The organism is Nocardia sp. NPDC059764 (assembly GCF_042732555.1).
Taxonomy (GTDB): Bacteria; Actinomycetota; Actinomycetes; order Mycobacteriales; family Mycobacteriaceae; genus Nocardia.
This window is the reverse complement of record NZ_JBHWHH010000067.1, coordinates 1-21,010: the sequence shown is the minus strand read 5'-3', so window position 1 is coordinate 21,010 and position 21,010 is coordinate 1. Positions and strand designations below refer to the sequence as shown.

At 68.3% G+C, this 21,010-nt stretch carries 21 protein-coding genes; 10 read left to right on the top strand and 11 right to left on the bottom strand.

Annotated features, from left to right (window positions below; all coding sequences use genetic code 11):
• Nucleotides 1-14: 14 nt before the first annotated feature.
• On the top strand, nt 15-662 hold the full coding sequence (locus ACFV4K_RS17045; RefSeq protein ID WP_379275808.1) for a response regulator: 648 nt from the start codon (nt 15-17) through the stop codon (nt 660-662).
• On the opposite strand, the gene ACFV4K_RS17040 is transcribed toward ACFV4K_RS17045, so the two are convergent.
• The gene (locus ACFV4K_RS17040; RefSeq protein ID WP_379275806.1) at nt 663-2,204 is read right to left on the bottom strand and encodes an alpha/beta fold hydrolase; all 1,542 of its coding nucleotides are present in this window, start codon (nt 2,202-2,204) and stop codon (nt 663-665) included.
• On the bottom strand, nt 2,201-3,388 hold the full coding sequence (locus ACFV4K_RS17035; RefSeq protein ID WP_379275804.1) for a serine hydrolase domain-containing protein: 1,188 nt from the start codon (nt 3,386-3,388) through the stop codon (nt 2,201-2,203). The genes ACFV4K_RS17040 and ACFV4K_RS17035 overlap by 4 nt, the downstream gene beginning before the upstream one ends.
• Nucleotides 3,389-3,651: 263 nt before the next feature.
• On the opposite strand from ACFV4K_RS17035, the gene ACFV4K_RS17030 reads away from it, so the two are divergent.
• Nucleotides 3,652-4,500 carry an SDR family oxidoreductase gene (locus tag ACFV4K_RS17030; RefSeq protein WP_379275803.1) on the top strand — a complete coding sequence of 283 codons (849 nt, stop codon included), beginning with the start codon at nt 3,652-3,654 and terminating at the stop codon, nt 4,498-4,500.
• Between the two features lie 2 nt (nt 4,501-4,502).
• On the opposite strand, the gene ACFV4K_RS17025 is transcribed toward ACFV4K_RS17030, so the two are convergent.
• Together ACFV4K_RS17025 and ACFV4K_RS17020 are read right to left on the bottom strand one after the other, a co-directional pair.
• Entirely contained in the window at nt 4,503-5,006 is a 504-nt protein-coding gene (locus ACFV4K_RS17025; protein ID WP_379275801.1) for a hypothetical protein, read from the bottom strand.
• On the bottom strand, nt 5,003-5,383 hold the full coding sequence (locus tag ACFV4K_RS17020) for a hypothetical protein (RefSeq protein WP_379275799.1): 381 nt from the start codon (nt 5,381-5,383) through the stop codon (nt 5,003-5,005). The genes ACFV4K_RS17025 and ACFV4K_RS17020 overlap by 4 nt, the downstream gene beginning before the upstream one ends.
• Nucleotides 5,384-5,404: 21 nt before the next feature.
• Between ACFV4K_RS17020 and ACFV4K_RS17015 the strand changes: the two genes are divergently transcribed.
• Complete coding sequence (locus ACFV4K_RS17015; RefSeq protein WP_379275798.1) at nt 5,405-5,992, top strand: TetR/AcrR family transcriptional regulator; 588 nt, start codon at nt 5,405-5,407, stop codon at nt 5,990-5,992.
• Between the two features lie 93 nt (nt 5,993-6,085).
• On the opposite strand, the gene ACFV4K_RS17010 is transcribed toward ACFV4K_RS17015, so the two are convergent.
• Both ACFV4K_RS17010 and ACFV4K_RS17005 read right to left on the bottom strand, forming a co-directional pair.
• A complete protein-coding gene (locus ACFV4K_RS17010; protein WP_379275796.1) occupies nt 6,086-7,987 on the bottom strand; it encodes a glycosyltransferase in 1,902 nt (633 codons plus the stop codon).
• Between the two features lie 225 nt (nt 7,988-8,212).
• Complete coding sequence (locus ACFV4K_RS17005; RefSeq protein ID WP_379275795.1) at nt 8,213-8,716, bottom strand: GtrA family protein; 504 nt, start codon at nt 8,714-8,716, stop codon at nt 8,213-8,215.
• 98 nt (nt 8,717-8,814) lie between these two features.
• On the opposite strand from ACFV4K_RS17005, the gene ACFV4K_RS17000 reads away from it, so the two are divergent.
• Nucleotides 8,815-9,786 carry a glycosyltransferase gene (locus tag ACFV4K_RS17000; protein WP_379275794.1) on the top strand — a complete coding sequence of 324 codons (972 nt, stop codon included), beginning with the start codon at nt 8,815-8,817 and terminating at the stop codon, nt 9,784-9,786.
• The gene (locus ACFV4K_RS16995; RefSeq protein ID WP_379275793.1) at nt 9,783-11,348 is read left to right on the top strand and encodes a DUF2142 domain-containing protein; all 1,566 of its coding nucleotides are present in this window, start codon (nt 9,783-9,785) and stop codon (nt 11,346-11,348) included. The genes ACFV4K_RS17000 and ACFV4K_RS16995 overlap by 4 nt, the downstream gene beginning before the upstream one ends.
• Nucleotides 11,349-11,428: 80 nt before the next feature.
• Here the strand turns inward: ACFV4K_RS16995 and rfbB are convergent, their stop codons facing one another.
• The gene (rfbB, locus tag ACFV4K_RS16990; protein ID WP_379275792.1) at nt 11,429-12,433 is read right to left on the bottom strand and encodes a dTDP-glucose 4,6-dehydratase; all 1,005 of its coding nucleotides are present in this window, start codon (nt 12,431-12,433) and stop codon (nt 11,429-11,431) included.
• Between the two features lie 434 nt (nt 12,434-12,867).
• On the opposite strand from rfbB, the gene ACFV4K_RS16985 reads away from it, so the two are divergent.
• Nucleotides 12,868-13,584 (top strand): hypothetical protein, encoded by a 717-nt coding sequence (locus tag ACFV4K_RS16985; protein WP_379275791.1) that lies wholly within the window; start codon nt 12,868-12,870, stop codon nt 13,582-13,584.
• Nucleotides 13,585-13,761: 177 nt separating this feature from the next.
• Here ACFV4K_RS16985 and ACFV4K_RS16980 read toward each other — a convergent pair whose 3' ends face one another.
• Nucleotides 13,762-14,760, bottom strand: coding sequence for an alpha/beta hydrolase (locus ACFV4K_RS16980; protein ID WP_379275790.1), 999 nt, complete (start codon nt 14,758-14,760; stop codon nt 13,762-13,764).
• A gap of 248 nt (nt 14,761-15,008) precedes the next feature.
• Here ACFV4K_RS16980 and rfbA point away from each other — a divergent pair, with 248 nt between their 5' ends.
• Together rfbA and ACFV4K_RS16970 are read left to right on the top strand one after the other, a co-directional pair.
• Complete coding sequence (gene rfbA / locus ACFV4K_RS16975) at nt 15,009-15,884, top strand: glucose-1-phosphate thymidylyltransferase RfbA (RefSeq protein ID WP_379275789.1); 876 nt, start codon at nt 15,009-15,011, stop codon at nt 15,882-15,884.
• A 2-nt stretch (nt 15,885-15,886) separates the two neighbouring features.
• Nucleotides 15,887-16,453, top strand: a complete 567-nt coding sequence (locus ACFV4K_RS16970; protein ID WP_379275788.1) for a dTDP-4-dehydrorhamnose 3,5-epimerase family protein — start codon at nt 15,887-15,889, stop codon at nt 16,451-16,453.
• Nucleotides 16,454-16,593: 140 nt separating this feature from the next.
• Here the strand turns inward: ACFV4K_RS16970 and ACFV4K_RS16965 are convergent, their stop codons facing one another.
• On the bottom strand, nt 16,594-18,075 hold the full coding sequence (locus tag ACFV4K_RS16965) for an MFS transporter (RefSeq protein ID WP_379275787.1): 1,482 nt from the start codon (nt 18,073-18,075) through the stop codon (nt 16,594-16,596).
• 60 nt (nt 18,076-18,135) lie between these two features.
• Between ACFV4K_RS16965 and ACFV4K_RS16960 the strand changes: the two genes are divergently transcribed.
• A complete protein-coding gene (locus ACFV4K_RS16960) occupies nt 18,136-18,552 on the top strand; it encodes a MarR family transcriptional regulator (RefSeq protein ID WP_379275786.1) in 417 nt (138 codons plus the stop codon).
• A 9-nt stretch (nt 18,553-18,561) separates the two neighbouring features.
• Here ACFV4K_RS16960 and ACFV4K_RS16955 read toward each other — a convergent pair whose 3' ends face one another.
• Nucleotides 18,562-19,434, bottom strand: coding sequence for a helix-turn-helix domain-containing protein (locus ACFV4K_RS16955; protein ID WP_379275785.1), 873 nt, complete (start codon nt 19,432-19,434; stop codon nt 18,562-18,564).
• Nucleotides 19,435-19,541: 107 nt separating this feature from the next.
• Nucleotides 19,542-20,123 carry a DUF4282 domain-containing protein gene (locus tag ACFV4K_RS16950; RefSeq protein WP_379275784.1) on the bottom strand — a complete coding sequence of 194 codons (582 nt, stop codon included), beginning with the start codon at nt 20,121-20,123 and terminating at the stop codon, nt 19,542-19,544.
• A gap of 373 nt (nt 20,124-20,496) precedes the next feature.
• Here ACFV4K_RS16950 and ACFV4K_RS16945 point away from each other — a divergent pair, with 373 nt between their 5' ends.
• Nucleotides 20,497-20,964, top strand: coding sequence for a hypothetical protein (locus ACFV4K_RS16945; protein ID WP_379275783.1), 468 nt, complete (start codon nt 20,497-20,499; stop codon nt 20,962-20,964).
• Nucleotides 20,965-21,010: the final 46 nt, after the last annotated feature.

Below are 21,010 nucleotides of genomic sequence, written 5' to 3'. Positions count from 1 at the left end.
GCGGTGATGGCGTCATGCGGGTGGTGATCGCCGAGGACGACGCGTTGCTGCGCGAGGGACTGGCGCTGTTGTTGAAGACCGCCGGTATCGATGTGGTCGCGGCCGTCGACAATGCCGACGACTTTCTGCGGGTGGTCACCGCCGACCGGCCCGACGCCGTGGTGGTGGATGTGCGGATGCCTCCCACCTACACCGACGACGGGCTGCGGGCGGCAGTGCGCGCCAGGCAGATTCATCCCGGCCTGCCGGTGCTGGTGCTCTCGGCCTGGGTCGAGGACAGCTACGCCGCCGAACTGCTCGGCGACGGGGCGGGCGGGATCGGATATCTCCTCAAGGAGCGGGTCGGGAAGGTGGATCGCTTCCTGGATTCGCTGCGCCGGGTCGCTGAGGGCGGAACCGCCATGGATCCCGAGGTGATCTCGCAACTCCTGGTGCGGCGCAGGACCGACGATCCGCTAGCGGGCCTCACCCCGCGCGAGCGGGAGGTGCTGGCGCTCATGGCCGAGGGGCTCGACAATGCCACCATCGCCGAGCGCCTCGTGGTCACCGAAGGCGCTGTGCTCAAACATATTCGGAGCATCTTTGCCAAGCTGGGGCTGTTCGCCGACGAGGTCGGGCACCGGCGGGTGCTGGCCGTGCTCGCCTATCTGAACGCCGGATGATCAGTCGCGGCAGGTGAGGTCCGCGCCAGGCAGCGTACCGTCCCGGAGATAGGTGTTCACCGCGTCGTAGACGCAGGCGTTCGGGTAGCGGCCGAAGATCGAGTGGATGGCCACATTCTCCAGGGTGACCAGGCGCGAGGCCGTCAGCGCCCGGTGCATGCCCAGCGCCCCCGCGTAGGCGGTGCGGGTGTCACCCGTGGACTGGATGATCAGCGCGGGCACGGAATTGCCTATCACCGTGGGCGATTCAACTGGCGGAGGCCAGAAGGCGCAGGGGCTGATGTTCTCGGCGAGGGCGGCGAACACCGGCTGGGTCGCGCGGGCCGCTTCGATATTGCGCAGATACCACCGCGGATCTCGGGGCACGCCGACATCGCCGCACAGCACCGCCATCTGCGGCGAGGAGTCCCGCGGCCGGGCGCGCAGAATGACGTCGAGCTTCGCGGCGAGATCATCGTCCGGGGTGACCCGCACACCCGCCGCGGCATCGGTGAGTTCCCGAATCTGCCTGGCGGCCAGCGGATATTGATTCGGAGAGTCGAAGGCAATGTAGAGCACCAGCGGCAGGTGATGCGCATCCACCTCGAAGTCGCCGATCCGCACCGGCTCGGCGGCGGCGCGCGCGATCAGGTTCTCCACACCCGCCCGCACCTCCGGGCCCGTCGCGCCCAGCCGGTATTCGTCCGCGTGGACGGCCGTCCACTCCGCCCAGGCGTCCAGCGCCGCCTCATTGGGTGGGCCCATCAGCTGCACCAGGCCCGATGCGCCGTAGCGGTCCGGGTCGACGGTGCTGTCCAGGACGAAGCGATCCGAACGTTCCGGGAACATCTGGGTATAGACCGCGCCCAGATAGGTTCCATAGGAGGTGCCGAGGTAGTTGAGCTTCTCCTCGCCGAGGACCCCGCGGATGACATCCATGTCGCGGGCGGTATTGCGAGTGGTGAAGTACGGCAGCCGATCTCCCTCGGCGGCGGCGCAGCGAGCCGCCAGATCGGCCTGGGTCGCGACGGATTCGGCGAAACCGTGGGCGTCGACCCCCGCGAACTGCAATCCGAAACCGGTGGGCCAGCGACAGTCCACGGCCGCGGACCGGCCCACGCCACGGGGATCCATGCCGATGAGGTCGTAGCCGGCCCGCACGTCGGCGGTCATGGCCTTGCCGGTGTCCACGAAATAGTCCAGGCCCGCACCGCCGGGGCCGCCCGGATTGGAGAGCATGACACCGCGTCGCCGCGCCGGGTCGGTGGCGGGGATTCGGGAGATGGCGACGGTGGTCGTACGTCCCTGCGGCTCGGCGTAATTCAGGGGGACGGTGATGTCGGTGCACTGCGCGCCCAGACCATCCAGCCCCGGTTCCGCACAGGACTGCCAGGTGAGCGCCTGGTGGTAGTAGCGGTCCAGGGGTTCGGCCGCGGCGGCGTGATCAGTGACGGCCGTGGTCGTGTAGGCCACCGCGCCGACGAGACCCGTGACGGCGAGCGCGGCCAGCACGCCGCGGGCGCCGGTCATGGTGCGGATGAGCATGGATGGTCCCCTGGTCATGAGCAGATGGCGGCGTTGAAGACCTGCGCCACCGCGTCGGCGGCGGCGTGGTCGGCCGGGAGTTGATTGACGACCACGACGACCACGGTGCCGTCCACGGCGACGCCGTTGCGGGTTTCGAAGCCCGGGATGCTGCCGCCGTGACCCCAGACCTCCTTGCCGCAGGAAACCGGTTGGCGGATCAGGCCGAGCCCGTAACCGGCGCCGGGCTCACCGCGGTCGAAGGGGACCGTTCGTCGCATCTGGTCCACTTGGGCGGCGGGCAGCAGTTTCCCGGTCAGCACGGCGGCGAAGAAGCGGTTCAGGTCGGCGGGGGTGGCCACCATCGCGCCGGCGGTGCCGGCCCAGGACGGGTCCAGGTCGGTGAAATCGGCGCGCGCGCCGTCGATGTCCTGGTACCCGCGCGGATGCGGGCCACGCATGGTCGTCTCGCCCGGATCCGGGAAGTAGGTATCGCGCAGGCCGAGCGGTTCCAGGATGCGGGCCGTGATCTCGGCCGCGGCCGGACGGCCGGTCACGGCCTCGATCAGCATGCCGAGCAGGATGTAGTTGGTATTGGTGTAGACCGAACGCGCGCCGGGCTCGAATCGCGGCGGCATCGACATGGCGATGCGCACCAGGTCCGCGGATTCGTAATGGGCCCAACGGATTTTCTCGGCATCGGGCCGCAACTGCGGGCTGCCCGGGTCCGGGGGCACCGCAGGATCGCCGGACGCGAGATAGTCGGGCAGGCCGCTGGTGTGCTGGAGCAGCTGACGCACCGTGACGCGGTCGCCGTCATTGCCATTGCCGCGCACCACACCCGGGAGATAGCGCTCGATCGGCGCATCAAGGTCGACCTTTCCCTCGGCCACCAGTTGCAGGACGACGGTGGCCACGAAGGTCTTGGTATTGCTGCCGATTCGGACCCGGGCGCCGTCACCGATGGGTGCGCCGGTCACGGTGTCGCCCGCGCCGGCGGTCAGGACCCGATGGCCGCCCGGGCCGTCGATGGTCACCTGCGCGGCCGGGAATCCGTGCTGCTGGACGAGATCGTCGAGGAGCCGGGCCAGCCGGGGGCCGAGGCCGCCGGGCCGGTCGGTCGCGGGGTCCTGGGTGGTGGTGCAGCCCTGGACGGCGAGCACGGCCGCCAGCGCCGCCCCGGCCACAGCGACGCGGCTCCGAGACCGTCGCAATGCGCTCATGGAAGAGATTCCTCCTGTTCGGACCGGGTTTTCCGGTCCTCTCGAGGCTAGGCAGGCGGCGCCCCCGAGCCCATGGCCCGCGCGCCCGGAATCGGGGTCGCGCGCGCGGGCCCCGAGGGGTAGCGCCAGCACTACATATATGCACCTAGTTGCATAGTGAGCACTCCCCGCCTACTGTCCGAGATACGAGGGTTTCTGCCCCGCCGAGCCACCCGGGCGCGGATGATCGGACACGGGGCGCATTCACGGACAGGAGCGGATCCATGACCGAAAAACCGAAGCAGCTGGCCGGACGGACCATGATCATGTCGGGCGGTAGCCGCGGCATCGGGCTCGAGATCGCCAAGCGGGCGGCGGCGGACGGCGCGAACATCACTCTGATCGCGAAAACCGATACGCCCCATCCGAAATTGCCCGGCACCATCCACACCGCCGCCGCCGAACTGGAGCAGGCGGGGGGCACCGTCCTGAAATACCTGGGCGACGTGCGTGACGACGAGGCGGTGGCGGACGCGGTGCGGCAGACCATCGCCAATTTCGGCGGGATCGACATGGTGGTCAACAACGCCTCGGCCATCGACATCTCCCCCACCGAGATCCTGCCCATGAAGAAGTACGACCTCATGCAGGACGTCAACTGCCGCGGTAGCTTCCTGCTGTCCAAGCTCAGCATCCCCGCGCTGCGGGATTCCGCTCAGGCCGGGCGCAATCCGCACATCCTGACGCTGTCGCCGCCGCTCAACCTGGACCCCAAATGGGCGGGCATGGCCCTGGGCTACACCATCTCCAAGTACGGAATGTCGCTCACCACACTGGGTTTGAGCGAGGAGCTGCGCAAGTACGGCATCGGCGTGAACTCCCTGTGGCCGCGCACCACCATCGCCACCGCGGCCGTCAAGAACCTGCTCGGCGGCGAGGAGATGATCTCCACCTCCCGCACCCCCGACATCTACGCCGACGCCGCCTACCTGGTCCTCACCTCCCCGGCCAAGGACACCACCGGGAACTTCTTCATCGACGACGAAGTCCTTGCGGCACACGGCATCACCGACCTCGACCAGTACCGCGTCACTCCCGGCGACGGCCCCCTCACCACCGACCTGTTCCTCTGACCTCAGCCGAACGCGACGGCCTCACGCTCGGCGCATTCCTTCAGCGTGAGCAATTGCTTGCGCATCATGAGGAAATCGCCGAAGACCGGTAGCGCCAGCAGCCAGGCGGGACCCCGGAATCGGACGCGCGCGTGCAGACGACTGCCCGCGCCGGTTTCGGGGCGCACCGCGTAGGTGACCGCTACGCTCTTGGCCCGCAACGTGATCTGCTCGCCGGGTGTGAAATCGGTCAGTTCGAAGACCGACATGACACGCTGGCCGACCGCGAGGTCGGTGAGTTCCGGATCGCGCAGCCGCGGGCTGCGGCGGCCGAAGTTGTCGAGCAGGTCGTAGCTGTAGGGGGCGGCGCGCAGCTGACAGAGCCAGGCGAAGACCAGGGGTGGGGGCGCGTCCACCGGAACGGCCCGATCACAGATCACCACGGAGCCGGAAAGCGCTGCGTCACAGGGCATGCGCGCGGACAGCTCGACGTCGGTGACGCCCCACCGCTGACCGGGGAGACTCATGCGGGCCTCCCCGCGGCGACCGAGATCCGGCGCAACATGTCGCGGACCACCAGGCGATGCATGCGGGAGTCGATGACCAGAGCCCGATAGATCCGGCCGTGGATGCCGGGGAAGGCGGCGTGGCTGATCGCGGTGAGACGGGTGCGGGTGGGGTCGACCTCGTCGAGCACGAAGGTCAGGCGGTAGCGGGAGAACCAATGGCGGCCCTTGGCGGCCAATCGGTGCGGCGGATCGGCCTCGTCGAGCACGAAACCGCGGGGCAGTGTGTTGAGGTCGTCAGGGTTTCCGCAGGTCGTGCGCAATAGTGCGGTCCACGTTGCGGCGCGATCGGCATTGATTACCCTGGAATGCTCATCGATATAGGGCAAACGCTCCATATAGAAGGAACGTACTAGTTCATGGCGCCTCCCCGCAAGCACGACACCGACGTGATCCTCGACGCAGCGCGCGCACTGGTGCTGCGCGACGGCCCTCGCGCGGCGAGCGTCGCCGCCATCGCCGAGGCCAGCGGCGCCCCCGTGGGCACGCTCTACCACCGGTTCGGCAACCGCAACGGCGTGCTCACCGAGGCGTGGATCCGGGCGCTGGACCGGTTCCAGTCCCGGGTGCTGGCCGCCGCGGCGGCGGAGGATCCGCTGGCGGCTGCGGTAGGCATGACCTCCGCCGCCGTGGGCTTCGGCCGGGACTGCCCCGACGACGCCAAGCTGCTGCTCAACCTGCGGCCCCGGGACCTGCTCGACGGCGCGCCCGACACCGAGTTCCGTGATCGCCTGGCGCGGATGAACGAACCCCTGTTCGCGCAGCTGGATCGCATCGCGAACGGCCTCTACGGCAGCGCCGGGCCCCGCGAGATCGACGCCGTCAGCCGCGCGGTCGTGGACCTCCCCTACGCCGCGCTGCGCCGCCACGCCCACGCCCCCGAACTCCCGGAGTGGCTGGAAGCCGATCTCGCCGCCGCCGCCCGCACACTGCTCACCGCGCCCTGACCGGCGACCCGGATTGGCGGACAGGCGTAATACCCACAGCGGAAATGAAACATGGCCCGGGACAGGATGTCCCGGGCCATGTTCAGCCGAATATCAAGCAGTCTTGTCGATTCCGTAGAGACGTTCCCAGTTCTCTCGACTGGTCAGCTCCGGCATCGCGCCCCGCCAGCGGCGCTGCAGGTCCGGCAGCTCCTTGCGGAGCTGACGCAGCACCCGGTAGGCGCGGATCAGCAGACGGCGGGCGGTTTCCTTGTCGCGCACGCGAACTCGGACACCGGACTGCGAGGCATCGGTGACGACCACGTGGTTGAACAGGCCGACGTGCCACCAGTGGGCGTCCTCGCGGGTGACCGCGACGGGGCCGGGGATGACGCGGCCGGTCCACTGGTTGAGCGCGCGCTTGTAGAGCACCAGCAGCGGGTGGCTGGGCTCGCCGCCCGCACGGCGGACGTGCAGATGCGCGTTGGGGACCCCGGAGGCGGTCGCCGCGTGCTTGGCGGTCTCCGGATAGTCGGAGCGGGAGCCGCGGGCCTTGGCCAGCGCCTCGATACCGCCGTCGCGCAGCGTCTCCGGGCCCTTCAGGTAGTCCTCGACGCCCTGCAGGGTGGTGTGCGCCAGGCCGTACTGCATGCCGACCAGGTACTCGGCGATCTCCCGGAACAGCTGGCGGGTGATCGCCTTGCCGTCCAGGTCGTGGTGCAGGGAGGACACGATGAGCGAGTTGCGCGAGGAGAAGTAGCGCGCCCAGTCGTCGAAGTCCTTCCAGTAGAAGTCGGCGTGCCACACGGCGGCATTGGGCAGGGTGACGGTGACGAAACCGTTCTCCCGCGCGCGCAGGCCGTATTCCACGTCGTCCCACTGGAAGAAGATCGGCACCGGCAGCCCGATCTTCTTGACCACCTCGGCCGGGATCAGGCAGGTCCACCAGGCCTGGTAGCCGGCGTCGACGCGGCGTTCCTGGTGCTTCTTCAGCATGGAGGTGTTGCGCAGCGCCTTGGCCACCTTCTGGCCGTGGCGCAGCTTGCCCAGATTCGTCTCTTCCGCACCGACATTGAGGAAGTCGGGGTTGAACAGGAACAGCATCTGCGCGCCCACCAGGGTGGGTTCCACGGTCAGATTGGCGAAGGCGTTGAGCCGCAACACCGTTTCCGGTTCGCACAGGATGTCGTCGTCCATGAGGATGACGTCGGCGTGCTCATTGGCGCCCGACACCTCGTAGAGGCCGCGGGTGAAACCGCCCGCGCCGCCGAGGTTGGGCTGCCGGATGTAGCGCAGCTTGTCGCCGAACCGGGGCTGGGTCTCGGTGAACAGCGCCTGGTCCTGGACCAGGTCGGTGCCCTGGTCGACGACGTACACGGCGTCGATGAGCGACAGCACGGTGGCGTCGGAGGCCAGCGCCGCAACGGTGTTCGCGCAGTCCTGGGCCCGGTTGAAGGTGCAGATGGCGATGGCCACCGGGCGCACCTGCTCGGGCGCGGCCGCGGTCCACTCCAGATCGGTGATCACGGCCTCACCGCCGAGCGCCTCGATCTCCAGCCAGATCGCGCCGCCGTCGATGTACATGTCCAGCGGGGCGAGCAGCGTCACCCGGCCGGTCTCCTTCACCACGGCGGTGTCCACCACCCGGCGGTGTCCGGCGATGTCGGAGGCGGCCAGCCGCACCCGCACCTTGCCGGTCACCTCGAGGGTCAGGCCCACCTCGACCTCGGTGACCTTGGTCCAGCGCTGCCAGTAGGAGGCGGCGAAGCGCCCGAAATAGGTATTGGTATTGACCGACGCGCCCTTCTCCAGGCGCAGGGTCCGCCGTTCCCGGGTGACCTTGCCCTTGGCCACGGCGTACAGGTCGTCGCTGATCTTGGGGGCGGGACCGGTGAAGATGCCGCGGGCCAGCACCATCCGCTCCGGCGCGGCGTGTTCCGCGCGCAGGGCCGCGGGCGCTGCCACGCTCTCCTGGTCCTCGGTTTCGGTCACGGCCTGCCCAGCCGACGCATCCATGAATCCCTCGACATCCTTTGAATACTTAGACACTGTGTCTTTGGCCCTCCGCTTCGCTGCGGGCGGGTTCGCGGCCTCTGGTCCCGATTCTTCCCTCCTCCGCTCCTCCGCTTCGCTCCCCCGCTCCGTCAGTCCAGAATCGGGACGGCCGCGAACATGGGAGTGAGCCGGTTGCACGATATCGGGTCGATCGGATCGGCGGTGGTCGGCGGTCACCGTCAACGGTCAATCACTATTCGTTCCCGAGGCCGGATTGGTGAAGACGAATTTCCCGTAGGCCCAGAATCGGAAGCCCATGGCCACGGCCTGACCGATCAGCGTGCCGGAAACGTTGTCCGCCAACGGACTGTCCAGTCCCAGCACATAGCGCGAGACGCCGAGACAGCTCAATTGCAGTCCGATGGCCATCACATTCAGCGCGGCATAGGTGAGGATGTGCCGGGCCCCGGTATCGCCGGCGTGATCGGAGTAGGTCCACCACTTGTTGCCGAAATAGGTGACCACCGTGGCCGCCCCGATCGCGATGATCTTGGCGACCAGCGGGAGGCGGAAGAACGGCCCCTCACCGCCCAGGAAGACCAGCAGGTTGTAGGTGCCCGCGTCGACGACGAAGCCGATCGCGCCGACCACCAGGAAGGCCCCGCCGCGCTGCAGCAGGCCCCGGACCTTCCCGGTCAGGGAAGTATTCGGCGACGATACGTTCACCGCCGTGGACTCGTTCGCAGACACCGGCCGACGGTACCCCAACCCCGCAGCACCCATATATCTGTGACGGTCGGGTACCCTCCCCGGTGTTCATATTCGCCTCCGATCAGAGGATTGACCGGGTGGACTCCACCGAGCTTCGTATAGCCGCCATCGTGCCGTGTCACAACGAAGAGGCCGCCGTCGCGAAGGTCGTCACCGACCTGCAGGCCGCCGTCCCGGGCATAGTCGTCTACGTCTACGACAACCTGAGCACCGACGCCACCGCCGACAAGGCGCGCGCGGCCGGGGCGATCGTGCGCACCGAGAACCGCAAGGGCAAGGGCAATGTGGTGCGCCGCGCTTTCGCCGATATCGAGGCCGATGTCTATCTGATGGTCGACGGCGACGACACCTACGACGCCGCCGCCGCGCCGGAGATGATCCGCACCCTGCTCGAGGGCCCCTACGACCACGTGCTGGGCGTGCGCCGCGAGGTCGAGGCCGGGTCGGCGTACCGGGCCGGGCACGAGACCGGCAACAAGGTGCTCAACGGCGTCGTCGGCAAGGTGTTCGGCGAGAACGTCGAGGACATGCTCAGCGGCTACCGGGTCTTCTCCCGCCGCTTCGTGAAGTCGTTCCCCGCGGTGTCGCGCGAGTTCGAGATCGAGACCGAACTGACCGTGCACTCGCAGCACCTGGGCGTCCCGCAGACAGCTGTGCCGGTCGGCTTCCGGGACCGGCCCGCGGGCAGCGAGTCCAAGCTGCGCACCTACAGCGACGGCTTCAAGATCCTGCGCTTGATCGTCGGCCTGGCCCGGCACGAGCGGCCGGTCGCCTTCTACGGCCTGTTCGGCACGCTGTCCTGGCTGGTCTCGCTGGTGCTCATCACGCCGATAGTGATCGAGTTCTACGAGACCCACCAGGTCCCGCGTTTCCCGACCCTGTTCCTCGGTTTCACCCTGCTGCTGCTCGGCAGCCTGGCCTGGACCGCCGGCCTGATCCTGGACGGCATCCGCCGCTCCCGACACGAGGCGGCCCGCCTGATGTATCTGCGGTACGCCGCGGTCGGCGAGACCGAACCCGGCGGCCACTCCGGCGGTTCGGTTCGATGACGGAGAGCACCACCATCGCGACGCCCGAGAAGATCCCCGCCGAACCCGAACCCAGTGCCGCGCGGCCCGACTCGAAGACCGCCGGTCTGCGTCGCGCCGCGATCGGCGTCGAACGCCGATTCGGTTCGGCCGCCGTGGCTTTCGTGCTCATCGCGGGCGTCTTCGGCGCGGTGTGGTCGGTGCTCACGCCCCCGTTCTGGGGCCACGACGAGATCACCCAGTTCGGCCGCGCCTACCAGGTCTCGCACGGCGGCTTCCTGCCGCAGAAGATCCATGACGACCGCGGCCCGGCCTGGGGCGGCGACGTGCCCGTCAGCATCGACGCGCTGATGAGCTACGCCTTCGCCGACTACCAGGACAACCCGGACGAGCCGGAGCCCATGGTTCTGGACCCGCACGTCTACGACCAACTCGGCGCGGCCGCCGTCTCGGCCGACACCACGCCGGTGTGGTTCACCAATACCGCGGCCTACTCCCCGATCCCGTACCTGCCGCCCGCGGCCGGGATCCGGATCGCCGAGGCCCTCGACCTGAACGTCGGCGGCATGGTGCTGGCCACCCGCTGGGCCGGACTGCTCGCCTACCTGCTGATCGTCGGATTCGCGCTGCGCGTGCTGCGCGGGCACCGGGTGCAGTGGCTGGCCTTCACCGTCGCGGTGCTGCCCATCGCGCTGTTCCAGGCGGGAACCGTCACCGCGGACACCGTCACCAACGCGCTCGCCCTGCTGGTGTCGGCGCTGGTGGTGAAGGGCCTGTTCCTCGGTGAGCGGCTGAGCAAGCCGGAGACGGTGGCCGCGCTGGCCACCACCGTGCTGCTGCCGGTCTGCAAGCCGACCTACGTGCTGATCGCCATGCTCACCGTGCTGATCCCGGCCCGCCGCTTCGGTTTCGGCGACGGCGAGCGGGTCGCGGTGTGGCAGCGGGTGCTGCCGTGGGCGGCCGCCGGGCTCGGCGCGGCGTCCTTCGCGGGCTGGATGAAGATCGCCGCCCCGACCGGTGACGGCATGAGCCTGATGCGGCCCGAGAAGCAGTGGGGCACGGTGCGCCCCGGCGACCAGCTGCACGGCATCCTCAGCGATCCGTTCCACTTCCTGCGCGTCTTCGGCGACAGCATCGCCCGCCGCGACCAGCACTGGTTCACCCAGTTCTTCGGTGAGCTCGGCTTCTCCTACGTGGAGGTGCCCGCCCTCACCATCCTGGCGGCGCTGCTGGCCTTCGGCATGAGCCTCGGTGCGGCCGAGCGCTTCTCGCCGGCCGGCGCGGACCGCAAGAGGACCTGGCTGGTGCTGCTGACCATCGCGGCCAGCGTGGCCATGATCTACGTGACGCTGTACATGTCCTTCACGCCGGTCGGCTACTTCATCATCGACGGCGTGCAGGGCCGCTACTTCGTGCCGCTGGCGGTGCTGGGCCTGGCGGTGCTGCTGCGCTGGGTGCCGCTGCGGCTCGCCGACGCCGCGGGCCGGGCGCCGGCGCGGGCGGCGGCGTTCACCGTGATGGCGGCGACCTCGGTGGCGCTGATCGCGGCCGCGGTGAAGTACTCCACCCTGGTCTGGGGCTGACCCGAAACATCCGTGACCTGCAACGATCAACGCCGGGGCGAATTGCCCCGGCGTTGCTGTTCAGGTAGGTCAGGACCGGTCTAGATCACCTTTTCGCCCGCGTCGGCGTACGCGGATTCGGTCGCGGCCTTCTGTGGCCGCCACCAGGATTCGTTGTCCCGATACCAGTCGACGGTGGCTGCCAGGCCCTTGCGGAAGTCCCGGTACTCGGGTTCCCAGCCCAGTTCGGTGCGTAGCAGCGAAGCGTCGATGGCGTAGCGCAGATCGTGGCCCGGGCGATCGGTGACGTGGTCGAAATCGTCGGCGGCGCGGCCGAATGCCTCCAGGATCAACTCCACCACGGACTTGTTGTCGCGTTCGCCGTCGGCGCCGATCAGATAGGTCTGGCCGATTCGCCCGCGCTCCAGGATTTCCCAGACCGCGCTGTTGTGGTCGTCCACGTGGATCCAGTCCCGCACCTGATGTCCGGCGCCGTAGAGCCGGGGCCGGACGCCGTCGATCAGATTGGTGATCTGACGCGGGATGAACTTCTCCACATGTTGGTAGGGCCCATAGTTGTTGGAGCAGTTGGAGATTGTGGCCCGCACGCCGAAGGAACGCACCCAGGCGCGGACCAGCATGTCACTGGAGGCCTTGGTGGCCGAATAGGGACTCGACGGGTTGTAGGGCGTGTTCTGATCGAATGCCGCCGGATCGTCGAGTTCCAGGTCGCCGTACACCTCATCGGTCGAGATGTGGTGGTAGCGCACCTGGTGGCGGCGCACGGCCTGGAGCAGCGAATAGGTGCCGACGATATTGGTCTGGACAAAGGGCCACGGGTCGGCCAGCGAATTGTCGTTGTGTGATTCGGCGGCGAAATGCACCACCGCGTCCACACCCCCGACCAGGCGATCCACCAGCGCGGCATCGGCGATGTCGCCGTGCACGAACTCGATTCGGTCCGCGACCGGGTCGAGTGAGGCGCGGTTGCCCGCATAGGTGAGTTTGTCCAGCACGGTGACGTGGACACCCGCGCGCCGCGTCACCGTCTGGTGAACGAAGTTCGCGCCGATGAAGCCGGCCCCGCCGGTTACGAGCAATCGCACACCGAAACACTACGACGGCCGGGGTGAACGCCGCCGGTGGGTCCTGGAAGTTGCGGTCCATACACCAGCCTGGCGCGCTGGGTGCGCGGAATCGGTCATCACGCTGAAACAAATGCACGTAATTGAAACCAGGCCACTCGGTCGAAATGTCGGAATTCCGCGTCGGAACCGTGACATTCATCCGCGCAACGTCTCGACATAGCACGCGACGCGTGTGACCTTTATCACTCGACAGGCGAGAGATGGAACCCGGCAAGAGAATCAGCCTGCGCGAAAACCTTTCATACGCAGGACTTTTCCAATACCTTGCCATCGGCACGATCGTCATGGTGAACAGAATTTGAACGAACGGTCACAACGGGTTCACCGCTCGTTAGCTGTCCTCCATTTCGATTCGTGTTGTCCCCCCGAGCTCTTCGATGAGGTTTCAACACATGCGTCTCAAGAACTTCACCGCGGTTTCCGCGCTGGTTATCGCTGCCATGGGCATCACCGCCGGCACTGTGAACGCCGCCCCCGCCGAGGAGGCTGGTGCGATCCACTACACCGCCACCGCCACCGAGACCAACAGCATCATCCACACGGACGCGGGCTCGCTGGTCGTCGAGAACGGCGTCTTCGAGATCAAGGCCGCCAACGGCACCGTCGTCGCCGGCATGCCGCTGTCCTTCAAGGTGAACGATTTCACCTTCCCGATCGCTGCGGAGATCTCCGACCGCACCGCGACCCTGACCCCGCAGTACGACATGGCCCACGCGACCTACACGCCCGACAACCTCAAGGACGTCGCGCTGCCCTATGAGGACCAGGCTCCGTGGAAGTCGGACTACGACCGTGAGCTCGCCGCCTGGAACCGCATGAAGGACACCATCGGCCTGGGCGCCACCGTCGCGAGCCTGGTCGGCGGCCTGGGTGGCGCGGCCGTCGGTTGCGCCATCGGTGGCGTGGTCTTCGCCGCCGCGACCGCACCGCTGGCCACCATGTTCGGTGTCGGCCCGCTGGCCGGCTGCTTCATCGGCGCCAGCACCGTCGGCTTCCTGGGCACCATCGCCGGCAACCTGTTCATCACCGCTCCGGTCGCCATCGCCGCCGCGATCCAGTACTTCACCACCATCAACGGCCCGCACATCGCTCCGGCCCCGGCCAAGTAGACCGCAGCACGGTAGAGCGAAACCCCCGCCCGGGCTCCATCCGGGCGGGGGTTTCGTCTGTCCGGGCACAGGTGTCCGCGCCGGAACAGATGTGGGGCCCGGGTTCATTCGCCCCGAGCCCCACATCATCGAAACACGCTGTGCGTCTCACCTACTCATTCCGGGTGCCCTGCCGGATCACGCGGTGCGCGCGATCTGCCCGGACTCGAGGCGTTCGCGGACGAACCGCGCCACGTGCGCCAGGGCGGCCCGGCTCTCGGGCATATTGGGGAAGATGGCCGGGAACGCGTGCACCTGGCCGCGCCAGATCGCCAACGTGGCGGGCACACCCGACTGGGCCATCCGCTGTGCCATCACCTCGCTGTCGCGGCGCAGCACCTCGTCCTCGGCGATGATGAGCAGGGCGGGCGGCAGACCCGCGAGCACATGGTTGACCGGCGACATCAGGGGATCCAGGCAGCCGTCGACCTCCGCGCCGATCTTCACCGCGGATTCCAAGGCGGACAACGGGATCAGCGCGTCGCGGTGGTAGTTGGGGTGGGCGCGCTTCTCGGTGCAGTCCAGGTCCAGCGCGGGGCTCAGCCCGACCAGACCGGCCGGGACCGGGAGTCCGGTGTCGCGGGCGCGCAGGGCGGTCGCGAAGGTCATGTAGCCGCCGGCGGAGTCGCCCGCGAACACCACGCGTCCGGCCGAAACCCCGTGTGCCAGCAGCCATTTGTAGGCGGTCAGGCAGTCGTCGACGGAGCCGGAGATGTCGGTCTTGGGCAGCTGCCGGTATTCCACGCTGACCACCGGCAGTCCGGTGCGCCGGGCGAGGGACGCGACCACCGGGCGGTGGGTGTCGAGGCCGCACAGGAAGAAGCCGCCGCCGTGCATGTACAGCACCGCGCCGTCGCGCAGTGACCTGCCGGCCCCGGCGGGCCGCACGATCTCGATGCGGAAGCCCGTGAGCCGCACTTCCTCCCGCTCGACGCCGCGCGGGTTGGGGCGCAGTTTGGCGAGGCTGTTGATCACGGTGCTGACGACCGGCATCGAGCCCACGGTGACCGTCGCGCGGTCGCCGGCGGGCCGGATCACGGTCCGGGAGAAGGCGGTCAGGGTGCGCGCGGCGGCGCTGATACGGTCCGGGTTCTCGACTTCGTCGCGGGCCACAGTCCCGTCATAGGGCAATGCCATCGCGCACCTACCTCGTTGTTGGCGCGCCGAGCCGTTCGACCGGAGGGACCGATTGGCTGGCTCGGCACCCGGCGCGCGGAGAGTCGGCGCTGACATCTCACATAGCGTTGTTTCAGAACACCATGGGAACGTGACCTACGCAACAGTTATCGCCGAATTGGCATGCCCATAAACGAACGTGATCGATCTGAGTTCCAGTCGGAACCTGACCGCCACGGTTCGCGGCAGAACTGGCAGACTGTCGTGACATGCGTGGAATCATCCTGGCCGGGGGCACCGGATCGCGGTTGCACCCGATCACGCGCGGGGTGAGCAAACAGCTGGTCCCGGTGTACGACAAACCGATGGTGTACTACCCCCTGTCCACCCTCATGCTGGCGGGGATCCGGGACATCCTGGTGATCACCACCCCCGAGGACGCGGACGCCTTCACCCGGCTGCTCGGCGACGGCAGCCGCTTCGGGGTGAACATCTCCTACGTGGTGCAGCCCGAGCCCGACGGCCTGGCGCGCGCCTTCGTGCTCGGCGCCGATCACATCGGCAACGACAGCGCGGCACTGGTGCTGGGCGACAACATCTTCCACGGCCCCGGCCTGGGCACCCAGCTGCAGACCTTCCACAACCTCGACGGCGGCGCGGTCTTCGCCTACCGGGTCTCCGACCCCACCGCCTACGGCGTGGTCGAGTTCGCCGACGGCCGGGCCATTTCCATCGAGGAGAAGCCGGCCCGCCCGCGCTCCAACTACGCCATCCCGGGGCTGTACTTCTACGACAACGACGTGCTCGCCATCGCCCGCGACCTGAAGCCCTCGGACCGCGGCGAATACGAGATCACCGACGTCAACCGCGTCTACCTGGAGCAGGGCCGCCTGCACGTGCAGGTGCTGCCCCGCGGCACCGCCTGGCTCGACACCGGCACCTTCGACTCCCTGCTGGACGCGGCCAACTACGTGCGCACCATCGAGGAACGCCAGGGCCTGAAGATCGGAGTGCCGGAAGAGGTGGCCTGGCGGCTCGGCTTCATCGACGACGATCAACTCGCCCGGCTGGCCGAACCCCTGGTGCGCTCGGGCTATGGAAAGTACCTGATGGACCTGCTGGGCCACGGGCGAACCTGGGAGTAGGCATGCGGATTCGGGAACTGTCGGTGCCGGGTGCGTGGGAGTTCACCCCCCGGCTGCACGGAGACGACCGCGGCGTCTTCTACGAGTCGTTCAAGGCCTCGGAGTTCGAGAAGGCGACGGGCCGGCCCTTCGATCTGCTGCAGGTCAATATCTCCACCTCGGCAGCGGGCGTGCTGCGCGGCATCCACTACACCGAGACCCCGCCCGGCCAGGCCAAATACGTGACCTGCGTGCGCGGCGCGTTCCTGGATGTGGTGGTGGACCTGCGTCGCGACTCCCCGACCTTCGGGACCTGGGACGCGGTGGTGATCGACGATGTGGAGCGCAAGTCGGTGTTCCTGGCCGAGGGTCTGGGGCACGCGCTGCTGTCGCTGGAGGACAACTCCACCGTGAACTACCTGTGCTCGCTGGAGTACTCCCCCGAATTCGACCGGGACCTGGACGCTTTCGACCCGGACCTGGCCATCGCCTGGCCGACCGTGGGCCGCGACGGCGAGCCGCTCACCTTCGTCCGCTCCGACAAGGACGCAGCGGCCCCGAGTCTGGCGGCGCTGCAGTCAGCCCGCTGAGCATCTCCCAAAGAACCTGGGGCCCGCCACTTCCGTGACGGGCCCCAGATTTATCGGGAGGTGACAACTGATTTCGCGAGGATCCGGGTAACTCATCGGGTACGGCCAAGGTTGGTTCGGCACCCAACCGCCGGCCCGCATCAGCGACGGGTGACGGCTCTCTGCCGTGCGCTGAAGGCGCGGAGAGGCGGCACTGCCGTGAGCGCGACCAGGGCGCCGACGATGGCGACGCCCGCGGCGAACTGCAGGCCCGGCCGGTAGGTGTCGAGCATGGTGGCCGGGGTCGGGTGGCTGGGCACCGACGAGGTGACGATGGCGGTGGTCACCGCGAGCACGATGGCCGCGCCGACCTGCATGGCGGTCTGCAGCACACCGGCCGCCAGGCCCTGCTCGTCATCGTCGATACCGCTGGTGGCCTGGATGTTGATGGCCGGGAAGCCGACCCAGCCGATGCCGACCAGCAGCACCGCGGGCAGCAGCACGGTGAGGTAGTCCGGCGCGGTGTCGATGCGCAGGTACAGCAGGTAGCCGATGCCCATGATCACCATGGTGATCGCGATGATCGGGCCGGTGCCGAAGCGGTCGACCAGCTTGTCGGAGACGAAGGCCGAGGCGACCACCAGCAGACCGACCGGCAGCAGCGCGAGCGCCAGCTTCAGCGGCGACCAGCCGAGGGTGTCCTGCAGGTACAGCGTGGTGATGAACTGCCAGCTGAAGTACGAGCCGCCGACCGCGATGATGGCCAGGCTGGCCCGGACCAGGGTGCCCTTGCGCAGGATGCCCAGGCGGACCAGCGGGTAGCGCACCTTGTTCTCGACGTAGACGAAGGCGGCGGCGAGCACGGCGACCGCGACGAACGAGCCGATGGTGCGGACCGAGGCCCAGCCCGCGGCGGGCGCGGAGACGACGGTGTAGACCAGCAGCAGCATGGTGGCGGTGGACAGCAGCGCGCCGAGCAGGTCGTGGCCGCCCTCTTCGGCGGGCTTGTCCTTGGGGACCAGGAAGTACGCGGCGGCCAGGGCGGCGAGCGCGATCGGGACGGGCAGCAGGAAGGTCCAGCGCCAGCCGAGCCCGGTCATCAGACCGCCGAACAGCAGGCCCATGGAGTAGCCGCCCGCGCCGAAGACGGTGTAGATGGACAGCGCCTTGTTGCGGGCCGGTCCCTCCGGGAAGTTCGTGGTGATGATGGACAGGCCGGTGGGCGCGGTGAACGCGGCGGCCAGGCCCTTCACGAAGCGGGTCAGGATGAGCAGCGCCGGCGAGCTCACCAGCGCGCCGGCCAGCGAGGCCAGGGCGAAGACGGCGAGGGCGATCAGGAAGACCTTGCGGCGGCCCAGCAGGTCGGCAGTGCGGCCGCCGAGCAGCAGCAGGCCGCCGTAGCCGAGCACGTAACCGCTGACCAGCCACTGCAGGGTGGAGGTTTGGATGTCGAGTTCGGTGCCGATCGAGGGCAGCGCGACGCCGATCATCGAGACGTCGAGGCCGTCGAGGAACAGCACGATGCACAGGGTGATGAGCATGCCCCAGAGCCGGGCGGTCCACTGCGTGGTGTCGGCCGCGGTGCTCACTGCGGGGCGGATCTCGGTGGAAGTCACGAGAGAGGACGGTACATGCGTACGCATCAAATGCACAAGCATTTAATGCGGTGGCATGATTCTGCCGGAGCGACTAAGATGACCCCTATGCCGAAGCCGACAGTGCCCGTCGACCGGCCTGTGACAACGTCTTTCGAGACGTCGGGGCTGGTGGGTGAGTGGCGCGAGCTCCTGACCCGGCACGCGTCCACCTCGTGCGCCCTGGAGAAGGAACTGCAGGGCCGCCACCACATCGGGCTCAGCGAATTCGAGACCCTGGACCGCCTCATCGAAACCGGCAGCGACAGCTACAAGATGAGCGATCTGGCCAATGACATCTACCTCAGCCAGAGCGCGCTCTCGCGCACCGTGGCGCGGCTGGAACGCGACGGCCTGGTGGATCGCACGCTGTGCACCAACGATCGGCGCGCGATCTTCGTCTGCGTGACCGAAAAAGGGCGCGAACTGCACAGGCAGGCCGCGCCCACGCACCGTGCGGTGCTGGCCCAGACTCTGGGCCGGTGAACCGGCGCCCTAGAGCGCCGCGCGCACCGACTCGATGATCGGAAGCGCGTCCACCGCGATGGAACTCACCGAGGCGAAGGCCTCGCGGTAGCGGGCCACCTCGGGCTCCTTGTCGAGATACGAGGAACCGGTCAACGACTCCACGTACACCACCGGCGGTTCGGTGGGTTCGCCTGCGGCGGTGGGGAATTCGAGCAACACGAACCGGCCCGCGTCCATGCCGTTGTGGTAGCCGCACTCGGCGCGCAACAGGCGCAGCCGGACATTGGACAGCTCGCCGAGCTTGTGCAGCCGGTCGAGCTGGCCGCGGGTCACCTCGTCACCGCCGACGCGGTGCCACAGCACGGCCTCGGAGATCACCACGTCCAACTGGAGCGGCGAATCGGCACGGGTGAGCAGGGATTGGCGTGCGGTGCGCACCCGGACCCGGCGGTCCAGCTGCTCGGGCGAGATGCAGGGGTAGGCCCCCGCCAGCACCGCGCGGTAGTACTGCTCGGTCTGCAGCAGCCCGGGGACCAGCTCGTTCTCGTAGCTGATCAGCTTTCCGGCGGCTTCCTCGAGCCCGATGTAGACCTCGTAGCCCTCGTCGATCACATCGCTGAACTCGGTCCACCAGCCGCGGGCCTTGGTCTCGCGGGCCAGCGCGGTGAGCGGTTCGATGGCGTCCTCCGGCGCACCGTAGATCCGGCACATGGCCTCGACATCCAGACTGCGCAACGACGTCTGACCGGTTTCGATGCGCCAGATCTTGGCCTCGGACCATTCCAGTCGCTGCGCCGCCACCCGGGTCGTCATGCGCGCGCGATTTCGCAGGTCGCGCAGGTGTCGGCCGAGCTGCCGGCGCGGCACGGTCGATCCGGTAATCCCCTGCGGTAGAGCCATTCGTCCCCCTATACCAGTGTTGCGATCGCATTGTTGCACAGGAAAACTCAGCGATCCATGGACGCGGGACACGCTCCCGGCGGAGACGTAACGGGCCGTTGCCCAGGCTACTTCCGGGAAGACCGTCGGCGGAAGCGCCAGAATTGCACTGCCTGAACATCTTTGGACAGCTGATTGACCGGTTCCGCCACATCCGACAACGCCTGGAACAGATCGTCGGCCATATCGGAAATGCGCTCGACCCGCGCCGCCAGCCGGGACGCGTTGAGCACGAACTCCAGCAGCAGGCGCACCACCGCGGCGATCACCAGGCCCAGCGGCACCGCGAACACCACCGCGAACACGATTCCCAGCCAGGCCGAGATTCGCCACAGCCCTACGGTTCCCACGATCGGGATGGTGAAGGCGCCGGCCAAGCCCAGCAGATACGCCAGCGGCAGCAGCGTGCGGGTGGCGGCGTGGTGAAACTGCAGGTCCAGCAGGGCGCGGGCGGCATCCACGCTCCACGCGCCGAAAGCTCCTGGGCTGGTGAAGGGTTCGACCGGTTCCTCGGGGTCCTCTTCCTCGGCGAGCCGCCGGGACATGCGGCGGGTGGCGGCCTCCTTGAAGGCGGCCCAGCGGCCCTCCTCGATGAGCTCCTCGAGCTTCTCGAACTCCTCGAGTTCCGACTCCCCCGGCTGTTCGGCCATGCCGACGATCTCCTCTCCCGCAGACCCGTTCGGCCGATTCTGTGTCTCCGGTTTCGGCCGATTCAGTGTCTCCGGTAACGCCGGAGGCCCGCACGACGAGAGAGTGTGTTGTAGAACACGTCACGCCGGCGGGCTGATGACGGGCTCCGAACCGAGCGATAGCGCCCTTGACGCGTCGTCGCAGGCGAGAGCCGGTCCGGTAACCGGTTGTCGCAGAGGAGCCAAGGCCACTTTTCGGTCGAAACGGACTGGACACACGACGTTCTGCAAAGAAACCGGACTCGCGGTGAAAAAGGGTGTGTAACGCCCCGAACCCCCCGCTCCGATACGCCACCAGAGCAGGAACTAGATCTACCGGGGAATGGAGAAACCAGTGCGTACGACGTTTTCGTCAGCCGTTGCGGAATCTGCGCAGGACTACATCCAGCGCGGCTGGACGGTCGCCGAAACCGCCAATGGCGTCTGCCTGGTCACCGACGAGAACATCGCGGGCATCGAGGTCACCGGCGACACCGCCGCCTTCGTGCGCCGCTACCTGCGGGCCAACGACCTGACCGGCCCGGTCATCGAGATCCCGGGCGCCGAGCGCCGCGAGATCCACCTCGTCACCGGCCTGGCCAAGGCCGCACGCGCCATCGAGGCGCTGCGCGACGCCGGCGTGGTCGTCTACTCCGACGGCGCGGGCATCCCGCTGCCGCCGAGCAAGCTGTCCGCCGGTGCGGCCTGCTGGGGCGTCGCCCCGCACGAGGCCCGCTGGATCCCGCCGGTGGTCGCCATCGCCGCGGGCGTCCGCGCCGCCGCCAAAGGAGCCCTGCCGCAGGCGACTCGCATCGCCTCCTGACACCGGCTCCACGAACGACTCGAAACCCGCGAGTGCTCCCCGGCAC

Coding starts and splice junctions, on each gene's coding strand:
- ACFV4K_RS17045 (WP_379275808.1), top strand. CDS start 15: ATGCGGGTGGTGATCGCCGAGGACGACGCGTTGCTGCGCGAGGGACTG.
- ACFV4K_RS17040 (WP_379275806.1), bottom strand. CDS start 2,204: ATGACCAGGGGACCATCCATGCTCATCCGCACCATGACCGGCGCCCGC.
- ACFV4K_RS17035 (WP_379275804.1), bottom strand. CDS start 3,388: ATGAGCGCATTGCGACGGTCTCGGAGCCGCGTCGCTGTGGCCGGGGCG.
- ACFV4K_RS17030 (WP_379275803.1), top strand. CDS start 3,652: ATGACCGAAAAACCGAAGCAGCTGGCCGGACGGACCATGATCATGTCG.
- ACFV4K_RS17025 (WP_379275801.1), bottom strand. CDS start 5,006: ATGAGTCTCCCCGGTCAGCGGTGGGGCGTCACCGACGTCGAGCTGTCC.
- ACFV4K_RS17020 (WP_379275799.1), bottom strand. CDS start 5,383: ATGGAGCGTTTGCCCTATATCGATGAGCATTCCAGGGTAATCAATGCC.
- ACFV4K_RS17015 (WP_379275798.1), top strand. CDS start 5,405: ATGGCGCCTCCCCGCAAGCACGACACCGACGTGATCCTCGACGCAGCG.
- ACFV4K_RS17010 (WP_379275796.1), bottom strand. CDS start 7,987: ATGGATGCGTCGGCTGGGCAGGCCGTGACCGAAACCGAGGACCAGGAG.
- ACFV4K_RS16995 (WP_379275793.1), top strand. CDS start 9,783: ATGACGGAGAGCACCACCATCGCGACGCCCGAGAAGATCCCCGCCGAA.
- ACFV4K_RS16985 (WP_379275791.1), top strand. CDS start 12,868: ATGCGTCTCAAGAACTTCACCGCGGTTTCCGCGCTGGTTATCGCTGCC.
- ACFV4K_RS16980 (WP_379275790.1), bottom strand. CDS start 14,760: ATGGCATTGCCCTATGACGGGACTGTGGCCCGCGACGAAGTCGAGAAC.
- rfbA (WP_379275789.1), top strand. CDS start 15,009: ATGCGTGGAATCATCCTGGCCGGGGGCACCGGATCGCGGTTGCACCCG.
- ACFV4K_RS16970 (WP_379275788.1), top strand. CDS start 15,887: ATGCGGATTCGGGAACTGTCGGTGCCGGGTGCGTGGGAGTTCACCCCC.
- ACFV4K_RS16965 (WP_379275787.1), bottom strand. CDS start 18,075: ATGCGTACGCATGTACCGTCCTCTCTCGTGACTTCCACCGAGATCCGC.
- ACFV4K_RS16960 (WP_379275786.1), top strand. CDS start 18,136: ATGCCGAAGCCGACAGTGCCCGTCGACCGGCCTGTGACAACGTCTTTC.
- ACFV4K_RS16955 (WP_379275785.1), bottom strand. CDS start 19,434: ATGGCTCTACCGCAGGGGATTACCGGATCGACCGTGCCGCGCCGGCAG.
- ACFV4K_RS16950 (WP_379275784.1), bottom strand. CDS start 20,123: ATGGCCGAACAGCCGGGGGAGTCGGAACTCGAGGAGTTCGAGAAGCTC.